We start from the raw sequence: 19,191 nt of genomic DNA, 5'->3' as shown, positions 1-19,191 counted from the left end.
TTTGCACTGTCAGTGTGGAAGCTGGTTGGCCAGCGATGGTTTTGGATACAAATATCCCAGGTTTGCCCGAGCCTTGTGGGAGCTGGCTTGCCAGCGATCGGGTTTAAGTACTACCGCGCCTCCCGTGGCATCCCCAGGGCCCGCTCGGCAATGATATTGCGCTGAATCTCATTGCTGCCGCCATACAGCGTATCCGCCCGGGTAAATAGAAATAGCGCCTGCAACCGCGTCAACTCATAAGGCGCCCCGGCCAGTAACTCCGCCTCTGGCCCCAACACATCCATCGCCAGCTTGCCCAGTTCCACATGCCAGGTTGACCAGGCCAGCTTGTAGATCGTCGCCTCAGGCCGCAGGCTGCCATCCTGTACCCCGGACAACATGCGCAACGAGTTGTAGCGCAACACCCGCAAGCCGCTCCAGGCCTGCGCGATGCGCTGGCGCAGCACCGGGTCTTGCGCCGCGCCATTGGCCCTGGCGATACGCACCACCTCGTCCAGCTCATTCTGAAACTGCATCTGCTGGCCCAGGGTCGACACCCCGCGCTCAAACCCCAGCAACGCCATGGCGATTTTCCAGCCTTCACCCGGTTGCCCGATCAGGTTGCCTGCGCAAGCCCGCGCCTGATCAAAAAACACCTCGTTGAACTCACTGGTGCCGGTCAACTGCCGGATCGGCTGCACCCGGATACCCGGTTGATCCATCTCCACCAGCAAAAACGACAAACCGCGGTGGCCAACACTGCCCGGCTCGGTACGCGCCAGTACAAAGCACCAGTCCGACTCATGGGCCAGTGAGGTCCAGACCTTTTGCCCGCTGATCAACCATTGCCCGCTGCCTTCATCGAAGCTGGCGCGGGTCTTGATATTGGCCAGGTCCGAGCCGGCTCCCGGCTCGGAGTAGCCCTGACACCAAAAGTGCCTGCCCGCCAGAATCGGCGGCAAAAAACGTTGTTGCTGTTCTCGGCTGCCAAAGGCCGCAATCGTCGGCCCCACCAGCCCTTCGCCAATATGGCCCATGCGCCCCGGGCCGCCTGCGCGGGCATACTCTTCGAAAAAGATCACTTGCTGGTTGATGCTCAAGCCACGGCCGCCATGCTCGACGGCCCAGCCAGCGCCCACCCAGCCGCCCTGGGCCAGCACCTGTTCCCAGCGCTTGCGCAACTCGGGGGCAAAGTCTTCATCCCCCGGGCCACCGCGAAAGCGCAAGACCGCAAAGTCACCGTTCAGATGCTGCTGCATCCACTGCGCCACCTGCTGGCGAAACTGCTCATCTGCCGCGCTAAAACCGATATTCATGTGCGCTCTCCGAAAATCTGCCGGGCCAATTGCTCGCGATGAAACGCCGGGGTGCCGAGCATCTGTTCACTGGCCCGCGCCCTTTTGAAATACAGGTGCGGGTCGTATTCCCAAGTGAAGCCCACGCCACCATGCAACTGGATGGACTCGGCGGCACACTGGAAAAAACCTTCACTGGCAAAAATTTTCGCGGTGGCAGCGGCTTCCCCCAGTTGCTGGCGAATGCTTGGGTCTCCGTCGATATCCAGGCACTCGGCTGCGATGCAGGCAGCGTAGTAACTGGCCGAACGGGCGCATTCGATGGCCAGCATCAGGTCGGCGCAACGGTGCTTGATAGCCTGGAAGCTGGCAATGCGTCGGCCAAACTGCTCACGACCGTTGATATAGGCCAGGGTGAGGTCCAGCGACTGCTGGGCACCTCCAGTCTGTTCTGCAGCCAGACCAATACCGGCGATCTGTAGCACATCGCGCAGCATGGGCCAGCCTTGGCCGGGCTCGCTGAGCAATTGCTCGTCGTATACGGCAACGTCATGCAGGGTGAGGGTGGCCAGGCGCCGGGTCTGGTCCAGGGTTGGTTGCAACTGGCGCTGCAGGCCGGGTGTGTCGGCGGGCAGGGCAAACAGGCGGATACCGGCTTCGCCGACGCTGCCCGGGGTACGGGTGGCAATGATCAGCAAGTCGCAGTCAGCGCCGTCGATTACATAGCGATACTCGCCGTTGAGGCGATAGCCCCCGGCGTGGCTCTGTGCATACACCTGCACGCCGCTGTCGTCCCAGCGCGGTGCACTGGTAAAGGCCAGGCTGGCGCGAACCTCGCCTGCGGCAATCAGTGGCAGCCAGAGCGCCTTGAGGGCTTCATTACGGCTCAGCAGCAGGGCAGGGGTGGCCAGGCAGCAGGTGGCAAAAAAAGGCGAGGGCAACAGGCAACGGCCCAATTGCTCCTGTAACAGGCACACCTCGACAAAGCGCAACCCGAGCCCGCCATAGGCTTCTGGGATTGCCAGTGCGGGCCAGTAAAGCTCCTGAGCCATTTGTGCCCAAGTATCGATGTCATACCCGCGTTCGCTGCTCATTGCCGTGCGCACCGCCGCGGAGCTGGCAACCTGGGTCAAAAAACGCTCGGCAGACCCTTGAATCATTCGCTGCTCGTCAGTCAGGGCAAGCTCCATAGGGGCCTCATCGTAGTTATACGGATAAAGGCCCAGCATGGAAGCCTGCAACACGGGTGCAATCCCTGAGCCGGACTAGTCCGTTCGGGTGCCCCGCCTCAGAGATCCGAATCCCAGACGACGGTGATATTGCCCGAATACTTGCCTTGCTCGTTCAACATTTGTTCAACGTACTGCTTTTGGATTTCGAAATGCAGGGTCGAAGGTTTTTGTTCGACATAAAAGGTGGACTTGAACAGCAGGTCCGTAGAAACACTCAGCGGTTTACGAGAGACTGCGGAGTTGTCGTCATTGGCGACACCATTGGGCATGCTGACCAGTACATCGACTGGCACTTGATGGCTGCCATTGCTGATGGCACAGGTATCGTTGATTGTCCGGTCACAGACCAGTTGCATCTTGAAACGTGAACTGGAAGACATCAGAAATGTCTGATCCCGGGATAGTTTTTCGGGGATACGGCCTTTTTGTAACCATTGTTGCCAACCGCCTTTGGGGGTCAGTTCGACCTTGTCGCCGCCGGGTGGGATGTCGACTTTTAGGGCATGTTGCACAGTTAAAGTGAAATTTAACGACAGAGTATCGTCTGTCGCCACCATTACATCCCCCATGTCGAAATCTTTGTTTGGGCCGATTGTGTATGCTATGTTTCCAGTGTAATTCCCGGTTGACATATTCAGTGGGTCAGGGGCTTCTATTTCGTAGGCGAAATCGAAGTAGTTATAGCGAAAGTATGGAATGTCAAAATGTGCTTGTTTCTGACAAGGCCCCGGTAGAGGGGTTTCCCAGAAGAATGCATAGTTAGTCTCGCTGAACGCTTCCCAGCCACTAGCTGTAAGGCAAGTATTAGGTGCAATGTTCCATGCTTCTCCCCCCCATAGCATTCTATGTGCCGGTAATGTATTTATCCCGGGCTGACCACCGTTAACCAGTAATCTAACGTCGTCTGGGGTAACTCGGTACTGTGTGCCAAATCCTTTTATCCGAATTCGCATTGTTCTCTGTTCGCCAGTCTGGCTGTGTGTAACAGTCAGATCTCTCCAATCAGTAGGGAAATGGAATATAGCACCTTGGCGTGGATCAGTATGGTTGGCCCTAATGGTGGTGTTTGATATGAAATAAATTTGAGCGCGTAAACTGAACATGCCAGTTGTCTCGCAGTTGCGAGAGTAGTATTGGCAATAACCGCTAGGCGTTGTTGTATTAACAAATTTGTTGATGAGCGGGTTTGACGGGTCAGGCTTGAATTCTGCACTGATTGACATTTCATAAGCCTGAGCAGTGGTCAAGCTCGCAAAACTAATCACCATGGCCGCGACCAATGTGGTGCAATAGCCAAATATTTTATTAGGGAGAATCTGTAGGTTGTTCATTTTAATACCACTAAGTCGGCTTTAATTAAACCCGTATTGCTCTGCTAGAGATTTGTCATCAGCCCGAACCAAGTTGCGCATCAAAAATAATTTGCACACTGCCAAAATACTCCCCCCCGACAAATCCATCCTGTGGCTCGATGGCTTCGATTTTCAATGGCACCCTTAACCCGGCCTTTGCCTCGCTTTCGGTTACAACTTGGGTATCATTCAACGTGAGTAGCTGATTATTAAAGCGCACATCTAGGTTGATCAACTCACTTCCGCTGGACAATACCGGGTCATGCCCCAGGCGAGCCGTGATACCGCCGTTGGCATTGCGCACATCGAATGATGTGCGCAGAGGCATCAGTATCTTGCGGTTTATGTCCCAGCCCATTTTCTGCTCACGCTCCAGAAAGGCCGGGTCGCTCGGTAAAATATAAAAATCCGGAGTCGGGATATTGACACTCACTTCGAATGTGCGCTCTTCACGGATTGCATGCCCTGCCTGCATCCACAGTGTCAAGGTTGCTGCGACAGCCAGCTGTGCGATTTTGCCGACAGGTAAGTGCATTAGTCTTTGACCTCAATGCTTTTTTGTTTATCTGCTTCGATCAGCTGAAAACGGTAATGGCGACCGGGTTCTTTGCTGAACTGGAATGTCTTGCCCGGCAAGATATGAGTTTTGGTCACGGGTTTGCAGTCCAGCGAGTCTTTGACCGAGCAGTCCTTGAAGTCATCAATCAGCACCACGGTATTGCCATGGTTGTTAATGGAGTACTGATTTTTTTGGTCATCAATACGCGTGTCAACGCGTATGTTTTTAGGGCGAACCATAAAGATGGTGCCGTAACCGGCCAATACACTTACGCCCGCACTCATGGTCTTTCTGTAGTCGGCGGATTGTTCCTGGCTCAAGGCAAACTCGTCTTCTTTCTCAGGCACTACCGGGATAAACCGGACGCGAAAGTAGCGTTCTTGGTCACGGTTGCCCATAAACAGCAAACGTGAGCCCTGAGTGCTGTTTGCGGGAATGATCATGCGTGCCGGGCTGGCCATCAAGCCGTCACGAACGCTGCCCTGCTGGGTTTTCAGGGGCACTTCGTCAGAGGTGCCGTCTGCCTTGTAAATAATTTCCAGGATCTGGATTCGCACAAATGCAGTGCTGCTGCCGCCATTGAATACGCGTTTCAAATAAGTACTTTTGTCGCCGTCCATGTAGTCATACATAGTGCCGGGATTAATATTGGGCCCGGCCAGGGCATTGAGTGATATCAGTGCAAGGCCAATAAGGGAATAGAACCGTTTCATTAGAGAATCTCGCTATGGGGCATGCGTGTAAAAAACAAACCGTGCATATTTAAATTTTAGTCGATTAACCGGCAATCTGCGGGTTGTTTTTCGACTCGGCCAAGGTATCGGGGTGGCAGCGCAAGTCTCCGATCTGCAACACATCTTTCTCTTTTTTAGCGTTTTTGGTGTCAATCCGGAACTGACACAGCAACTGCTCGCCGCGGCGTACTTCCAGCGTCGGTGTGCGGGCATTCATTTCCATCGAGAAGAACCCGTCAACTTCAGTAATACCCCGGCTGGCGTGGTTGATGACGTGATGGCCCTTGAGCGGGCTGCCCTGCTGGTCTACCAGGCGACCGAGTACGGTTACGGTCTGCACCACATTGATGGCGCGATAATCCACACCGCCCTTGTTCAGGTGGTAGCGGCTGCGTGCAGGCTGGATGGTTGCCGCAGGAACGTCTGTGCCCTGAAAGTCGAAACTCACCGAGCTGTTTTTGTAAGCCGTAAGCGGGATAAAGTTGCGCCCCGGTCGCAGGATTGTGCTGCTACCACTCAGGTCGTCGGCGCGCAGGGTGATGCCGTCGACATCGGACTGCACATCGACAATCATGCCTGCGCCACGGCCGCTGTATTCACTGGCCATAACGGCTTTGCCGCCACCGATCGCGATGGTGTTGTCCAGGTTCAGGCCGCCGCTGAGTTTGCCATTGTACGAAGAGCGCTGTACAAAACCGTCGCCATTGAAAAACTGGTTCTCAAAGCTTGCTCGCCCGGACAGACCGACACCGTAGGTGTCAGTGGTTGCTGTGGCTGATACGCTTTGCAGCAGGTGGTTCTCCAGGCTTCTGCTGTAGGTCACCGAGGCGTTGCTGTCACGTTCGCCGTCACGGGAGGTGCGCGAGCCCAGGCTGGCGGACCATTGTTCGCGCGGGCCACCGAGGGCCAGGCTGATACTCAGGTCGACACCGCGATTGCGCTTGCCTACGGTGCTCGAGCTGGTCGGCCGATCAAATGCCGACAGGCGCCAGTTGCCGTCACTGCCGAACAAGTGGGTGGTTTGCGACCAACCCAGATCCAGACCATAACCCTTGGTATGGCCCTGCGCGTAGGAGAGGCGGGCGCTGGCGCTGCTTTTTGGACCGAAACGATGGTTCATCGAAACCGACGAATTACTGGTCTGGCCGACATAGGTCGCGCGTTTGCGCAAGCGTGTGCCATCCGCCAGGGTTTCGTAAGTGTTGCGGGTGTCGAGCCAGCTGCGGCTGTGGTTAAACACCAGGCTGCCGGTGCCGTAGTTGTACAGGGCGTTCAGGTCTGCACCGGTACCGTGCTTCTGGGTTTGATAGACGTTGGCATAAATACTGGCGCTGTTGCTCAGGGTCCAGTCAACAGATGTTCCAAGCTGCATGGCGCCTTTGACCTGACGCCCGGACAGGCCAAGGATCACGCTCGGGTGCACCAGGTAGTTGAACGAAGCGCCCCCGGTCATTTCACCATTGGACTGTTCTTCCCAGTTGCTCAGCAACTTGGTTTCACGCCCGGCGAACAGGTTGTAGCGCCAGCGCTGGTCATGGTTGCGCCAGTTGTTGGGCTTGTACACCAGCTCCGAGGTGGTGCTGGTGGTTTTGCCGTCTTCGATCAGACGCACTTCAACCTCATAGATACCGCCCGGCAGGGAGCGGGTATCGATGTTTTGCAGGCCCGCGTTGACGGGTTGTGTGTTGATCAGCAGGCCGTTGCGGTAGATCTCCACGGAGCCTTCACGGTTGGCCGTGATATGGATGGGGTAGATGCTGGCCTTGGGCAGGTCGATGGCCAGGCTGTCGGAGCTGCCGTACATCACGCCCAGGGTGGTATCGGGGCTGGCGCCGAAGGTGCGAATTTGACGGGTCAGGCCAGCGGAGCTGGGAGTGAAATAGCCCAACCGAACAAAGCTGCCTTCGAATTCGCGCTGGGTATAAGCCTCATGCACCGCGTGATAGAGCTTGTAGTCCGGCCCGCCAAGGCGGGACAGTTGCAGGTTCAGCCCTTGGGTCCAATTGCCCAGGCTGCTGCTGGCCTCAAGGCCAAAGCGACCGCTCAGGCTTTCTTCCTGGCCGCCGTTGAGATTCAGTTGATTGCGCACAATCAGGCCACGGCTGCCGTTTTCTGGCAGGTCGTGGAACTGGCTCTGCTGGTTTTCACGCTCGGCGTTTTCCGTCAGCAGCGAGACCAGTGAGTTCTCCAGGTTGTAATGAACTGCCAGTAATTGTTCCGGGCAGTTGACAGAGCAGTTGCCGAGGGTAACGCCCTGTTTGAGGAAGTCTGACCACACATCACGTTCAGCTACAGGTATCTGGCTGCCGTCGTGGTCGGTAAAGTCAATCAGTGTGAGTTTATCGTCACGGGTGAGCACGATCATTGCCTGACCCACCAGTTGCCCGTCGCGTTCGACTTGTACCGCCAGCGGCACATCGAAAAAATGCTCTTCAAAATCTGCAGGCAGCCCCTTGGCTTGAGCCAGCAAACTGCGCGGTGTGGTACCGCTGCTAGCCGGTGTTGCTGCAGCTGCAAATGCAGAAGTACCAATCATGAGGGCAAGTGCCGCCGCGATGGGAGTCATCGGGAACATATTCGAATACTCGATAACGGACTGTACAAACGACAAGGTACGTTCGGTCAGCGAGTACCGACCGAACGCTTACTTGCGGGTTAAACCTGCAGCGCGACGTGCGTGCGGGGTTTAAGACCCGGTGATTTCTTCTTCGAAGAGGATGGTGAAGTCTGCGTTGAATACACCAACTGCGGCGGCTGGGATTGTGCCGGCTGCGATGGTCAGCAGGGACTGGGTACCAGCAGCAGTTGTGGCGTTTTGGGCTGCAACTACCTGTGGGGTGCCGGTAAGTGTTACGCCGCCGATAGTGGTGGTGAGCGGGATGTTATGGGCAGCAGTACCGTTGAACAGGGCTACTGGGCCGCCTACGATATGGGCCTTGATCGAGCCAGATGTGCTTTTGAGATTAAATGCCTGGGTGATGGGGGCCAGCAGTTTGCTGGCGGTGTTGTAGCCCATTTTTTCGTCGTTACCGAAAGTCGTGTTGTTCGCTGCTACAGCGTGGAATTGAACAGACGGGATATCAGCACTGATTTTGATGCTGGTGCTGGTATCTGCTGCTACGACAGCACTTGAAGAACCGATAGCCAGAGCGACGAGGGTGGTTGCTACTACTTGCTTGAACATGTTTGTTACCTGTTTAGATGTATAAGAGGACATGGCGTTTCAGTCCTTCAGTGCTTTGCCGGAACTTTATAGTTACCGGTTGTCGATGCGTTGAAAGCCTGATCACCGACAAGATTGTTTGGTTGTCTTGTTGAATGAGTGTGCTGTCAAGGCGAGGAGAAGTATTACGTAATGGTATTTTGATCAACATAGTAAAAGGCGTTTTGTTGCGTAGTTTTATGCCGTCCGTTTTGAAGGGAATTTCCTACGCCAGAAAATTCGGACTATTTGCCCTAAGGGGAATGATTCTTACTCTAGGCTGTGTTTTTGACGGGGTGTAGCTGCCGATGGGTGAGGTCTCCTTCATCAGGCTGCGCAGAGGACAGTGATACATTTTAATGAGTAATGTAGGTTGTATCTTCAGGCTTTGTAAGAGTTGTATTTGTATGATCTGTATGAGTTAAGTGTTTTTGTAAGCATTAAGTTGTATCTATATTGTCTGTACCAGTTATATCTTAATGTTTTTTATCTTATGTGTTTCAGTAGTTGTATTAAGCTGTTTTGGTCATAATTTGAGTTATTGTTCAAGTTCTATTTTTCGCTTTGGGATGTCAGAAAAATGAACGAGCACTATTCACACGTGACAGAAGCACAAACGCACGCAGGGCATGCCAGGCACTCGGGCCGTGAGCGTGCTGCCCGCAACCCGCGGATTTTTGCTTCAGGTGATTTGAAGTTGTTGCTGTTGGAATTGATTAACCAACAGCCCCGCCATGGCTATGACTTGATTCAACAAATAGAAGGCTTGTTTGACGGCGCCTATAGCCCCAGCCCGGGGGTGATCTACCCGGCGCTGGCCTTTCTGGAGGCCGGGCAACTGGTGCAAGTTGCTATTGAGGGCGATAAAAAGACTTACAACATTACCGAGGAGGGGGGGTTATATCTTGGTCAGCAGGCCGTTGCCCTCAAGGGTGTACATATGCGTATTGAGGTCAGTCGGCGTTCGCTGCTGGGCCAGGAACGACCGGCAGAGATTCATGAAGCGATGCACAACCTGCGGCATGCCCTGCAATTGCACCAGAGGTACTGGAGCCCGGAAGAGATCGAGCGTGTACATAATCTGCTTAATAATACCGCCAGAGCCATTGTGGACGAGGGCGGGTAGCCATCCCTGGGGACCTTGTAGCCGCTGACTCGCGGAGCGAGGCTGCGTTCGAGCGCGAAGCGCTCGTAAAACCGGTAATCGCGGTGTATCTGCATTACCGAGCTACTGCGCAGCCGGACGTAGCCTCGCTTCGCGAGTCAACTGCTACAGGGTTTTGTAGCGCCTGCCAGCTTTAGTCTCAACGGACGATGATCCACTCCCGGCACCTTCCCATACTGCTCCCATGCCTTTGCCAACCCGGGAGCACATGTGAACAGCGCAACGCATACCGCATTTCACACCAGTATCGACGCAGGCGTCGCTGAGCTGGTGATCGACAAGCCGCCGGTCAATGCCCTCAACAGCCAGGAATGGCTGGACCTGGCGCAGACCCTCGAAGCCCTGGGCCAGGACCCGCTCGTACGGGTGATTGTGATCCGTGCCGAAGGCCGCGGTTTTTGCGCAGGGGTCGATATCAAGGAACTGGACGCCAATCCGGAACTGATCGTCAAGGTCAACGCGGGTAACTACGCCACCTTTAAGGCCGTGCATCGCAATCCGCTGCCGGTCATCGTCGCGGTCCATGGTTTTGTGCTGGGTGGCGGCATCGGCATTACCGGCGCCGCCGATATTGTGGTGGCCTCTGATTGCGCCACTTTTGCCCTGCCGGAAGTGGACCGTGGCGCGATGGGCGGCGGTGCGCATTTACAGCGCCTGTTTCCGGTGCAGAAAGTCCGCTATTTGTTCTTTACCGGTGACAAGATAGGTGCCGTCGAAGCCCAGCAATACGGCTTTATCGAGCGCGTGGTGCCCCGCGAGCAACTGCGTGAAACCGCGCTGAAAATCGCGCACAAGATCGCAGCGAAAAGCCCGGCCATGATCCGTATCGCCAAAGAGGCGCTTAACGGCATCGAAGACGGCAATCTGGAAGACAAATACCGCTGGGAGCAGGGCTTTACCCTGCAGGCCTACACCAGTGCCGACTCCGCTGAAACTCGCCGCGCGTTTGTTGAAAAACGCGACGCCAAGTTCTGAGGGGGCCGACCATGCAACTGACTTACTCGCCCAAGCAAAAGGCCTTTCGCCAGGAAGTGCGCCAATGGCTGGTGGCCAATCTGCCGTCTGAGCCCCTGGCCAGCTACGACACCCGCGAAGGGTTCGAGCAGCATCGCCAGTGGGAAGCCAAGCTGTTTGAAAATCGTCTGTCGATGGTGATGTGGCCCACCGAGTTGGGTGGCCGTGGTTGCGATCTGATCGAGTGGCTGATCTTCGAAGAAGAATATTACGGCGCGGGTGCGCCGATGCGGGTCAATCAAAATGGCCAGCTACTGCTGGGCCCGACCCTGATGGAGTTCGGCACCGAAGCGCAGAAAAAACGCTTTTTGCCACGCATGGCGGCCAGTGTCGATATGTGGGCCCAGGGCTGGTCGGAGCCCAACGCCGGTTCCGATATGGCGGCGATTACCAGCAAGGCCACCCGCAAGGGTGACGGCTATGTACTCAACGGTCAGAAAACCTGGTCGACCCGGGCCATTTTTGCCGACTGGCTGTTTGGCCTGTTTCGCAGTGATCCTGCATCTGCCCGCCATCATGGCCTGTCATTTGTGATGGTGCCGTTGAATGCGCCGGGGGTTACCGTACGCCCGATCAAGGCCCTGAACGGCAAGGATGCATTCGCCGAAGTGTTCTTCGACGACGTGCACATCCCCCTGGAAAACCGCATTGGCGACGAAGGCCAGGGCTGGCATGTGGCAATGGCCACCGCCGGTTTTGAGCGCGGCTTGCTCCTGCGCTCACCCGCACGCTTTCAGTACACCGCGCGCAAATTAGTGGAGTTGTACCAGGCCAACCGCGCCAGCGCTGACCGCGATCCAGCTCTGGGCGATGCGGTGTGCAAGGCGTGGATGGATGCGCAAGCCTACGCCTTGTCCGCCTACCACACCGTGGGCCGGCTGAGCCGTGGCGCGCAGATTGGCGCGGAGTCGAGTACCAACAAGATCATCTGGTCGGAGCTGGATTTGCGCATGCACGAAACCGCCATGCGCATTCTTGGTGCCAGCGGCGAACTGACCGGTAAAGCCGCAGACGGCCATGACTGGCTGGAGGGTTTTCTGTTTGCCCAGGCCGGGCCCATTTATGCGGGCACCAACGAGATCCAGCGCAATATCATTGCCGAGCGCATGCTCGGTCTGCCGAAGTGAGGCCGGGGATGGACTTTACCTTTACCGATGACCAGCAAACCTTCCGCGAAGCCATCAGCCGTTTTTTGATGACCGAGGCTGCGCCGGAAATGCTTCGCGAAATCTGGGAAACCGACGCTGGCCGCTCCCCGGATTTACGCAACAAAATTGCCGAGCAGGGCCTGACCGCACTGTCGATCCCCGAGGCTTTTGGTGGCCTGGGCATGGACGATGTGGCCTGGGCACTGATGACCCAGGAACTGGGCTACTACGCCATTCCTGATTCCCTGGCTGACACCGCTTATGTGGCCAGTGCCTTGATCGCCGGGTTGGCGGACGGTGTTGCGCAACGTGGCGAATGGCTGTCGGGGATTGCCGACGGCAGTTTGCGGGTTGCCATCGGCCACCCGGTCAACCCGCTGGTGGCCGATGCTGCCCATGCTGATCTGTTGCTGTTGGCCCACGGTGATGAAGTCCACGCCGTGCCCCGCAGCCTGGTGGATGTACTAGGGCATACCAGCATCGATGCCTCGCGACGCCTGGCCCGGGTCAGTTGGCAACCTGCTGCTGCGACACGGGTGGCGCAGGGCGAACAGGGCCGTGCACTGTGGGCGCAGACCCTCAACCGTGGCGCGCTGTCGGTGGCCGGGCAATTGCTCGGGCTGGCCCAGCGCATGCTCGATCTGTCGGTGGATTACGCCGCCCAGCGCAAGCAGTTCGGCAAGCCGATCGGCAGCTTTCAGGCGGTCAAGCATCATCTGGCCGACGTCGCTACCCAACTCGAATTTGCCAAGCCGGTGCTGTATCGCGCGGCTTACGCCCTGGCCCACAACGAACCGAATGCCGGGGTGTGGGTGTCCCAGGCGCGTCTGGCCAGTTGCGAAGCCAGCTGGCTGGCGGCTCGTCACGGCATTCAGGTGCACGGGGCGATGGGGTACACCTGGGAAGTCGACCTGCAAATGTTTATGAAACGCGCCTGGGCACTGGACAACGCCTGGGGCGACCGTGCGCTGCACAAGACCCGTGTGGCCGAACATGTATTAAGTGGCGCGGCGCCTCTGGGCCCCGGTCACACGTTCGAGGATTGACCGATGCCGCAAGCCTATATTATTGATGCGCTGCGCAGCCCTACCGGCAAGCGCAAGGGCGGCCTGGCCCATGTCCATGCCATCGACCTGGGCGCCCATGTGCTCAAGGCGCTGGTGGAGCGCAACCAGATCCCGGCCGATGAATATGACGACGTGATCTTTGGTTGCGTCGATACCATTGGCTCCCAGGCCGGTGATATTGCCCGCACCAGCTGGCTGGCCGCCGGTTTGCCGTTGAATGTGCCCGGTACCACCATCGACCGCCAGTGCGGTTCATCCCAGCAGGCGCTGCATTTTGCCGCCCAGGCGGTGATGAGCGGTACCCAGGATGTGATCGCGGTGGGCGGTGTGCAGACCATGACCCAGATTCCGATTTCGTCGGCGATGCTGGCCGGTCAGGCGCTGGGTTTCAGCGACCCGTTCTCGGGCAGCAAAGGCTGGAAAGCGCGCTTTGGCGACCAGCCGGTGAACCAGTTCTACGCCGCCCAGCGTATCGCCGATCACTGGAATATCAGCCGCCAGCAGATGGAAGCTTACGCTCTGGAAAGCCATCGGCGTGCGCTGGACGCCATCAGCGGGCGCCGTTTCGTCAATGAGATCGTGCCTTGCGAAGGGGTGTGGGACGACGAAACTCCGCGTTACACCAGCCTGGCGAAAATGGCCGAGCTGGAGCCGGTGTCTGCAGAATTTCCGTCGATTACCGCTGCCGTTTCCAGCCAGACCTGCGATGCCTCGGCGGCCTTGCTGGTGGTTTCCGAAGCAGCGCTCAAGCGCTACAACCTGACGCCACGGGCGCGGATTCATCACTTGTCAGTGATGGGCGACGACCCGATCTGGCACCTCACCGCGCCGATTGCCGCGACCCGTGCCGCGCTGAAAAAAGCCGGTATGAGCATCCGCGATATCGACTTGGTGGAGATCAACGAAGCCTTTGCCTCGGTGGTCATGGCCTGGGCCAGGGAGCTGGATTACGACCCGGTGAAAACCAACGCCAACGGCGGCGCCATTGCCCTTGGCCATCCGCTGGGCGCCAGCGGCGCGCGGTTGATGACCAGCCTGCTCAACCAGCTTGAGCAAAGCGGTGGCCGCTATGGCTTGCAGACCATGTGCGAAGGCGGCGGGCAAGCCAACGTGACGATTATTGAGCGCCTCTAGGAGCATTGACATGGCAATTTGTGCAGGACGTACCGTGATTATTACCGGCGCAGGCGCAGGATTGGGTCGGGCCTATGCCCTGGCGTTCGCCGGGCAGGGCGCCAATGTGGTGGTTAACGATATTCGCCGCGAGGCGGCTGAAGCAGTGGCCGTCGAAATCCGCGAGGCGGGTGGGCAGGCCATCGCCAATGCCGATGACATCACCACTATTGCGACAGCACAACATATCGTCGATGCCGCCCTGGCAGCGTTTGGCGAAGTGCATGTGCTGGTCAACAACGCAGGCATCTTGCGCGACCGGATGTTTATCAGCCTGGCGGAAGACGACTGGGATGCGGTGATGCGCGTGCATCTGAAGGGGCATTTTTGCCTGGCCAATATTCTGGGCAAGCGCTGGCGTGACCTGGCCAAGGCCGGTCAGCCGGTGGCGGCGCGGATTATCAACACCAGCTCCGGCGCAGGTTTGCAGGGGTCGGTGGGGCAGTCCAACTACAGCGCAGCCAAAGGCGGGATTGCTGCGCTGACTCTGGTACAGGCGGCAGAGCTGGCGCGTTATGGCGTGACTGCCAATGCCCTGGCCCCGGCGGCGCGTACTTCGATGACTGAGAGTGCGATGCCGGATGTGGTGAAAAAGCCCGAAGATGGCGGTTTTGATGCCTGGGCGCCGGAAAACGTTGCGCCGCTGGTGGTGTGGCTGGGCAGCGAACTGTCGGGCCATGTGAGCGGGCAGATTATCGAAAGCCAGGGCGGGCGACTGTCCTTGGGGGATGGGTGGCGCACCGGCGTGACCCGCGACAAGGGCGCGCAATGGCAGCCCGAAGAAGTGGGGGTTGCCATGGGCCAGATTCTGGCTGAAGCGCCTGCGCCGCAAAGGGTGTGGGGTAGCTGACATTGATGAGCGTTTCGCTTGTGTTGTGGGAGCGAGCTTGCTCGCGATGCAGGCGACGCGGTGTATCTGCTGCCGCGCGGTGATGCCATCGCGAGCAAGCCCGCTCCCACAGTAGGCATTTAGTTTTAACCAGAGAATTCAATCATGAGACAAGCACCTCCCTATGTCCCGGGCCACCAGCTACTGGCTGGCAAGTCGATATTGATCACCGCCGCAGCCGGCGCCGGCATCGGTTATGCCGCTGCCAAACGCTGCGCCGAAGAAGGCTGCCGGGCCTTGATGATTTCCGATATCCACCCGCGTCGCCTTGAAGAAGCGGTTGAACGGCTCAAGGCCGAAACCGGCTTGCAGGCGGTATACGGGCAACTGTGCAACGTCACCTTCGAAGCCGATGTACAAGCCCTGGTTGCCGCCGCCGAAGACGCGCTGGGCGGGGTCGATGTACTGATCAATAACGCCGGTCTTGGCGGTCAGGTACGCCTCACTGAAATGACCGATCAACAGTGGTCTTCAGTGCTCGACATCACCCTTACCGGCACCATGCGCATGACCCGCGCCATGCTCCCGCATATGGAGCGCCGTGGCGCCGGGGCCATCGTCAACAATGCTTCGGTACTGGGCTGGCGGGCACAGAAAGAACAGGCCCATTACGCTGCCGCCAAGGCCGGGGTGATGGCTTTGACTCGCTGCAGCGCGCTGGAAGCAGCGGAAAGCGGCGTGCGGATCAATGCCGTGGCGCCGTCCATTGCCTTGCATGACTTCCTGAAAAAAGCCTCCAGCAGCGAACTGCTGGAACAGCTCACCAGCCGCGAAGCCTTTGGCCGCGCCGCTGAAGTGTGGGAGGTGGCCAATGTCATGGTGTTCCTGGCCAGCGACTACGCCTCCTATATGGTTGGCGAAGTGCTGCCCGTCAGTTCGCAACAGGCCTGAGGGCATCACCATGAGCACAGTATTCAGCAACCCCGGGCAGTTGCTCGCCGCCGCCGGGCAAGACCTGGGCCGCACCGACTGGCTGCTGCTGACCCAGGAGCGGATCAACCTGTTTGCCGATGCGACGGGGGATCACCAGTGGATTCATGTCGATCCCGAGCGCGCCGCCAACGGGCCGTTCGGTGCCTGCATTGCCCACGGCTACCTGACCCTGGCCCTGGCCAACCTGTTTATGCCGCAACTGATGCAGTTCGAAAACCTGGCCATGGGCGTCAACTACGGCAGCGACCGCCTGCGTTTTCCGGCAGCGGTCAAGGTGGGTTCGCGGGTGCGCGGGCATGGCCAGATCATGCAGGTCGAAACACTGGGCCAGGCCTTGCAGGTAGTGGTGCGGATCAGCGTCGAAATCGAGGGCAGCGAGCGCCCCGGCTGCGTGGTGGACACCATCAGCCGCTACACCTTCAACCCTCTTGAGAAGTGAGCCCTGAGCATGAATCTGAATGACGTTGTGATCGTTTCCACCGCCCGTACCGCGCTGAGCAAATCCTTCCGTGGTTCGTTCAACGACACCGAAGCGCCGGTACTGGGCGGCCATGTGGTACGTGCCGTGGTTGAGCGTGCCGGTATCGAGCCGGGTTCGGTGGAAGACGTGATCATGGGCGCCGCAGCGCAACAAGGCACTCAGGGTTACAACATAGGGCGCCTGTGCGCCAACACCGGCGGCCTGCCCAACACGGTGCCGGGCATGGCGATTGACCGTATGTGCGCCTCGGGCCTGATGAGTATCGGTGTGGCCGCCAAAGGCATCATGACCGGGGAAATGTCGATTGCCGTGGCGGGTGGTGTCGAGTCGCTGTCGCTGACCCAGAACAAGTACAAAAACACCTACCGCGCCCAGTCCGAGGCGGTGCTTGAGTGCATGCCCACGGCTTATATCCCGATGCTGGAAACCGCCGAGATCGTGGCCCGCCGTTACAACATCAGCCGTGAAGTGCAGGACCAGTACTCCCTGCAAAGCCAGCAGCGCACTGCCGCGGCCCAGGCTGCCGGCTTGTTTGCCGACGAGATCGTGCCACTGGCGGCGCGCAAGCTGTGCTTTGACAAGGAAGGCAAGCCTGCGGGTTATCAGGATGTGATCGCTGACCGTGACGAGTGCAATCGTCCGTCCACCACCCTGGAGGATCTGGCTGCGCTGAAGCCAGTGTGGAAGGACGGCAAATGGGTGCAGCAGGGAGAGTTCATTACTGCGGGCAACGCTTCGCAGTTTTCCGATGGCGCGTCGGCGGTTTTGCTGATGAGCCGTGGCGAAGCCAAACAGCGTGGCATTGAAGCTCTGGGCGTATATCGCGGGATTGCCGTAAGTGGTTGTGCGCCGGAAGAAATGGGTATTGGCCCGGTGTTTGCGATCCCCAAGCTGCTTAAGCGTTTTGGTTTGACGGTTTCGGATATCGACCTGTGGGAGATCAACGAAGCGTTTGCCTGTCAGGTGGTGTATTGCCGCGATTTTCTGCAGATCCCCAATGACCGCTTGAACGTCAATGGCGGGGCGATTTCCATTGGTCACCCGTTTGGCATGTCGGGTGCGCGGATGGTGGGCCACAGCCTGCTCGAAGGCCGCCGCCGTGGCGCACGCTTTGTCGTGGTTGCCATGTGTATCGGCGGCGGTATGGGCGCGGCGGGGTTGTTTGAGTTGAGCTGAATTTTTTTGATCCTGTGGGAGCGGGCTTGCTCGCGATGCAACAACGCGGGCTTTCAGATTGACCGCAGTGAGGCTATCGCGAGCAAGCCCGCTCCCACAGGAGGTTATTGGGTTATGACCAGGCCGGGTTGCGGTATTGGCTTGCGCATCAACGTCCCCACCACCAATGCCCCGATCAATCCCAACACTCCTGCTACCCACAACACCAGGCTAAAACCCGCCACAAAGGCCCGAGTGGCCAGCGGCTGCACCTGCGCCTGCGCTGTCACCGGCAATTGACTCAAAGCCCCCTGCATATCCCCAGCTACCACCCGCGAAGCAATAAAGTGACTCTGCTCCAGCCATTGCCCGTTGAGACTGGCCTGCAGGTTTTGCTCCGTATGGCTGCCGAGCAAGGCGCCAAACACACCAATGGCCAGCACAATGGCGCTGAAGCGCATGGTGGTACTCATACCGGACGCCATGCCCACGCGGTCGCGGGGTACGCAGGCCATAATGTTTTTCTGCGTGTCGCCATTAAGCAATCCGGCCCCGGCCCCGGTCACCGCCGTGGTCAGGGCAAAGCTCAGGTAGCCGCCATGGTCCACGGCCCAGGCGCTGAGCAAGTTGCCGCAACCGACCAACGTCAAACCGGCCGCCATCATGCTCGCCGGGCTGAAGCGCGATGCCAGGCGGGCGCCAATACGCGGGCAGATCAACATGCTCAGGGCAAATGGCAACATGCCCAGGCCCGACGCAATGGCACTGAAACCCAGACCGTTCTGCAGATAAAACGGCAGCAGAGTCATCATCACCTGGGCACAGCCGGCATAGGCAAACATGCCCAGCAGGGCGCCGATAAAGCGCGGCTGACGGAACAGTTGCAGGTCAATCATGGGCCGCCGCTGCACGGCCTCGATCAGCACAAACAGCCCCAGCAACAGCACCCCGGCACATACCCGGGTATAGGTCAGCGGGTTGTCCCAGCCAATACGATTGGCTTCGATCAGGCCCCAGATCAGGCACAGCAAGCTGGCGCTGAAAGCCAGGCTGCCCCAGGGGTCGAGCCGCGCCGATTGCGGGTCGCGGGATTCAGCAATGGCTTGCCTGACCAGTAGCATCAGCAGCAGGCCAACCGGCAGGTTGAGGTAGAAAATCCAGCGCCAGCCCAGGTACTCGGTAATCAGCCCGCCCAGAGTCGGTGCCGCGGTCATGGCCACGCCCATGCACGCGCCCCAGAAGGCCCAGGCCTTGGCTCGTTCTACCTCGTCGTGAAAGGCATGCCCGATTGACGCCAGTGCCGAGGTCAGCAACAGGGCTGCGCCCACGCCTTTGACCGCGCGGGCGATTTCCAGCAGCAGGCTGTTGGGTGCCGCGCCGCAACCGAGGGAAGCGAGGATGAAAATGCTCAAGCCCCACAGCAGGGTCTTTTTCCGTCCGATGCGATCGGCAATGCTCCCGGCGGGCAATAACAGCGCGGCAAACGCCAGCATATAAGCGCTGACCACCCATTCGATATCGACAAAACTGGCCCCCAGGTCTCGGGCAATGCTCGGCAGGGTGACGGCGACGATATTGGTGTCGAGCACGATAAGCGAACATACCCCGCTGGCAGTCAGCAGGGTCAGGCGCGGGCTGACTGCTTTCATGGTCGTGGTACTCCTTCATCGGCGAGTGTTGCTTTGCAGGCAATAACGCTGGCAGGCATGTTTGTATCTCTTGTTATGGCTATGCACCAGTGTATGGCTGTGTGCAGAGGGATTTGTTAGCTGGTGCGCAGGACTTTATTAGCTTTTATCTAATGCTGGTGGGG

17 protein-coding genes are annotated in these 19,191 nt (G+C 58.3%); 9 read left to right on the top strand and 8 right to left on the bottom strand.

Annotated features, from left to right (window positions below; all coding sequences use genetic code 11):
• Positions 1-110: 110 nt before the first annotated feature.
• The 7 genes from ACZRMH_RS17555 to ACZRMH_RS17525 all read right to left on the bottom strand — a co-directional run bounded on the left by ACZRMH_RS17555 (position 111) and on the right by ACZRMH_RS17525 (position 8,335).
• A complete protein-coding gene (locus tag ACZRMH_RS17555; RefSeq protein WP_464014509.1) occupies positions 111-1,295 on the bottom strand; it encodes an acyl-CoA dehydrogenase family protein in 1,185 nt (394 codons plus the stop codon).
• Positions 1,292-2,464 carry an acyl-CoA dehydrogenase family protein gene (locus ACZRMH_RS17550; RefSeq protein ID WP_464014512.1) on the bottom strand — a complete coding sequence of 391 codons (1,173 nt, stop codon included), beginning with the start codon at positions 2,462-2,464 and terminating at the stop codon, positions 1,292-1,294. Before ACZRMH_RS17550 ends, ACZRMH_RS17555 begins: the two co-directional genes overlap by 4 nt.
• Before the next feature lie 98 nt (positions 2,465-2,562).
• Positions 2,563-3,837 (bottom strand): hypothetical protein, encoded by a 1,275-nt coding sequence (locus tag ACZRMH_RS17545; protein ID WP_464014508.1) that lies wholly within the window; start codon positions 3,835-3,837, stop codon positions 2,563-2,565.
• 58 nt (positions 3,838-3,895) lie between these two features.
• The gene (locus tag ACZRMH_RS17540) at positions 3,896-4,393 is read right to left on the bottom strand and encodes a CS1 type fimbrial major subunit (RefSeq protein WP_464014507.1); all 498 of its coding nucleotides are present in this window, start codon (positions 4,391-4,393) and stop codon (positions 3,896-3,898) included.
• A complete protein-coding gene (locus tag ACZRMH_RS17535; protein ID WP_464014506.1) occupies positions 4,393-5,130 on the bottom strand; it encodes a fimbrial biogenesis chaperone in 738 nt (245 codons plus the stop codon). The genes ACZRMH_RS17540 and ACZRMH_RS17535 overlap by 1 nt, the downstream gene beginning before the upstream one ends.
• Before the next feature lie 64 nt (positions 5,131-5,194).
• Positions 5,195-7,726 carry a TcfC E-set like domain-containing protein gene (locus tag ACZRMH_RS17530; protein WP_464014505.1) on the bottom strand — a complete coding sequence of 844 codons (2,532 nt, stop codon included), beginning with the start codon at positions 7,724-7,726 and terminating at the stop codon, positions 5,195-5,197.
• Between the two features lie 111 nt (positions 7,727-7,837).
• On the bottom strand, positions 7,838-8,335 hold the full coding sequence (locus ACZRMH_RS17525; protein ID WP_464014504.1) for a CS1 type fimbrial major subunit: 498 nt from the start codon (positions 8,333-8,335) through the stop codon (positions 7,838-7,840).
• A 598-nt stretch (positions 8,336-8,933) separates the two neighbouring features.
• On the opposite strand from ACZRMH_RS17525, the gene ACZRMH_RS17520 reads away from it, so the two are divergent.
• The 9 genes from ACZRMH_RS17520 (at position 8,934) to ACZRMH_RS17480 (ending at position 17,399) form a co-directional block, all read left to right on the top strand.
• Positions 8,934-9,479: a PadR family transcriptional regulator gene (locus ACZRMH_RS17520; RefSeq protein ID WP_464014511.1), complete on the top strand. Its 546-nt coding sequence runs from the start codon at positions 8,934-8,936 to the stop codon at positions 9,477-9,479.
• 249 nt (positions 9,480-9,728) lie between these two features.
• Positions 9,729-10,493, top strand: coding sequence for an enoyl-CoA hydratase family protein (locus tag ACZRMH_RS17515; RefSeq protein WP_464014503.1), 765 nt, complete (start codon positions 9,729-9,731; stop codon positions 10,491-10,493).
• 11 nt (positions 10,494-10,504) lie between these two features.
• Positions 10,505-11,659, top strand: a complete 1,155-nt coding sequence (locus ACZRMH_RS17510; protein ID WP_464014502.1) for an acyl-CoA dehydrogenase family protein — start codon at positions 10,505-10,507, stop codon at positions 11,657-11,659.
• 8 nt (positions 11,660-11,667) lie between these two features.
• Entirely contained in the window at positions 11,668-12,726 is a 1,059-nt protein-coding gene (locus ACZRMH_RS17505; RefSeq protein WP_464014501.1) for an acyl-CoA dehydrogenase family protein, read from the top strand.
• A gap of 3 nt (positions 12,727-12,729) precedes the next feature.
• Entirely contained in the window at positions 12,730-13,881 is a 1,152-nt protein-coding gene (locus ACZRMH_RS17500; protein ID WP_464014500.1) for an acetyl-CoA C-acetyltransferase, read from the top strand.
• Between the two features lie 10 nt (positions 13,882-13,891).
• The gene (locus ACZRMH_RS17495; protein ID WP_464014499.1) at positions 13,892-14,770 is read left to right on the top strand and encodes an SDR family oxidoreductase; all 879 of its coding nucleotides are present in this window, start codon (positions 13,892-13,894) and stop codon (positions 14,768-14,770) included.
• Between the two features lie 144 nt (positions 14,771-14,914).
• Positions 14,915-15,700, top strand: a complete 786-nt coding sequence (locus ACZRMH_RS17490) for an SDR family oxidoreductase (protein ID WP_464014498.1) — start codon at positions 14,915-14,917, stop codon at positions 15,698-15,700.
• 10 nt (positions 15,701-15,710) lie between these two features.
• A complete protein-coding gene (locus ACZRMH_RS17485; protein WP_464014497.1) occupies positions 15,711-16,181 on the top strand; it encodes a MaoC family dehydratase in 471 nt (156 codons plus the stop codon).
• Positions 16,182-16,190: 9 nt separating this feature from the next.
• Positions 16,191-17,399, top strand: a complete 1,209-nt coding sequence (locus tag ACZRMH_RS17480) for an acetyl-CoA C-acyltransferase (RefSeq protein ID WP_464014496.1) — start codon at positions 16,191-16,193, stop codon at positions 17,397-17,399.
• A 104-nt stretch (positions 17,400-17,503) separates the two neighbouring features.
• Here the strand turns inward: ACZRMH_RS17480 and ACZRMH_RS17475 are convergent, their stop codons facing one another.
• Positions 17,504-19,027, bottom strand: coding sequence for an MFS transporter (locus ACZRMH_RS17475; RefSeq protein ID WP_464014495.1), 1,524 nt, complete (start codon positions 19,025-19,027; stop codon positions 17,504-17,506).
• Positions 19,028-19,191: the final 164 nt, after the last annotated feature.

This window comes from Pseudomonas sp. B414, assembly GCF_055408445.1.
Note: the sequence above shows the minus strand (reverse complement) of the source record. Positions and strands in the feature narration are given on the sequence as shown.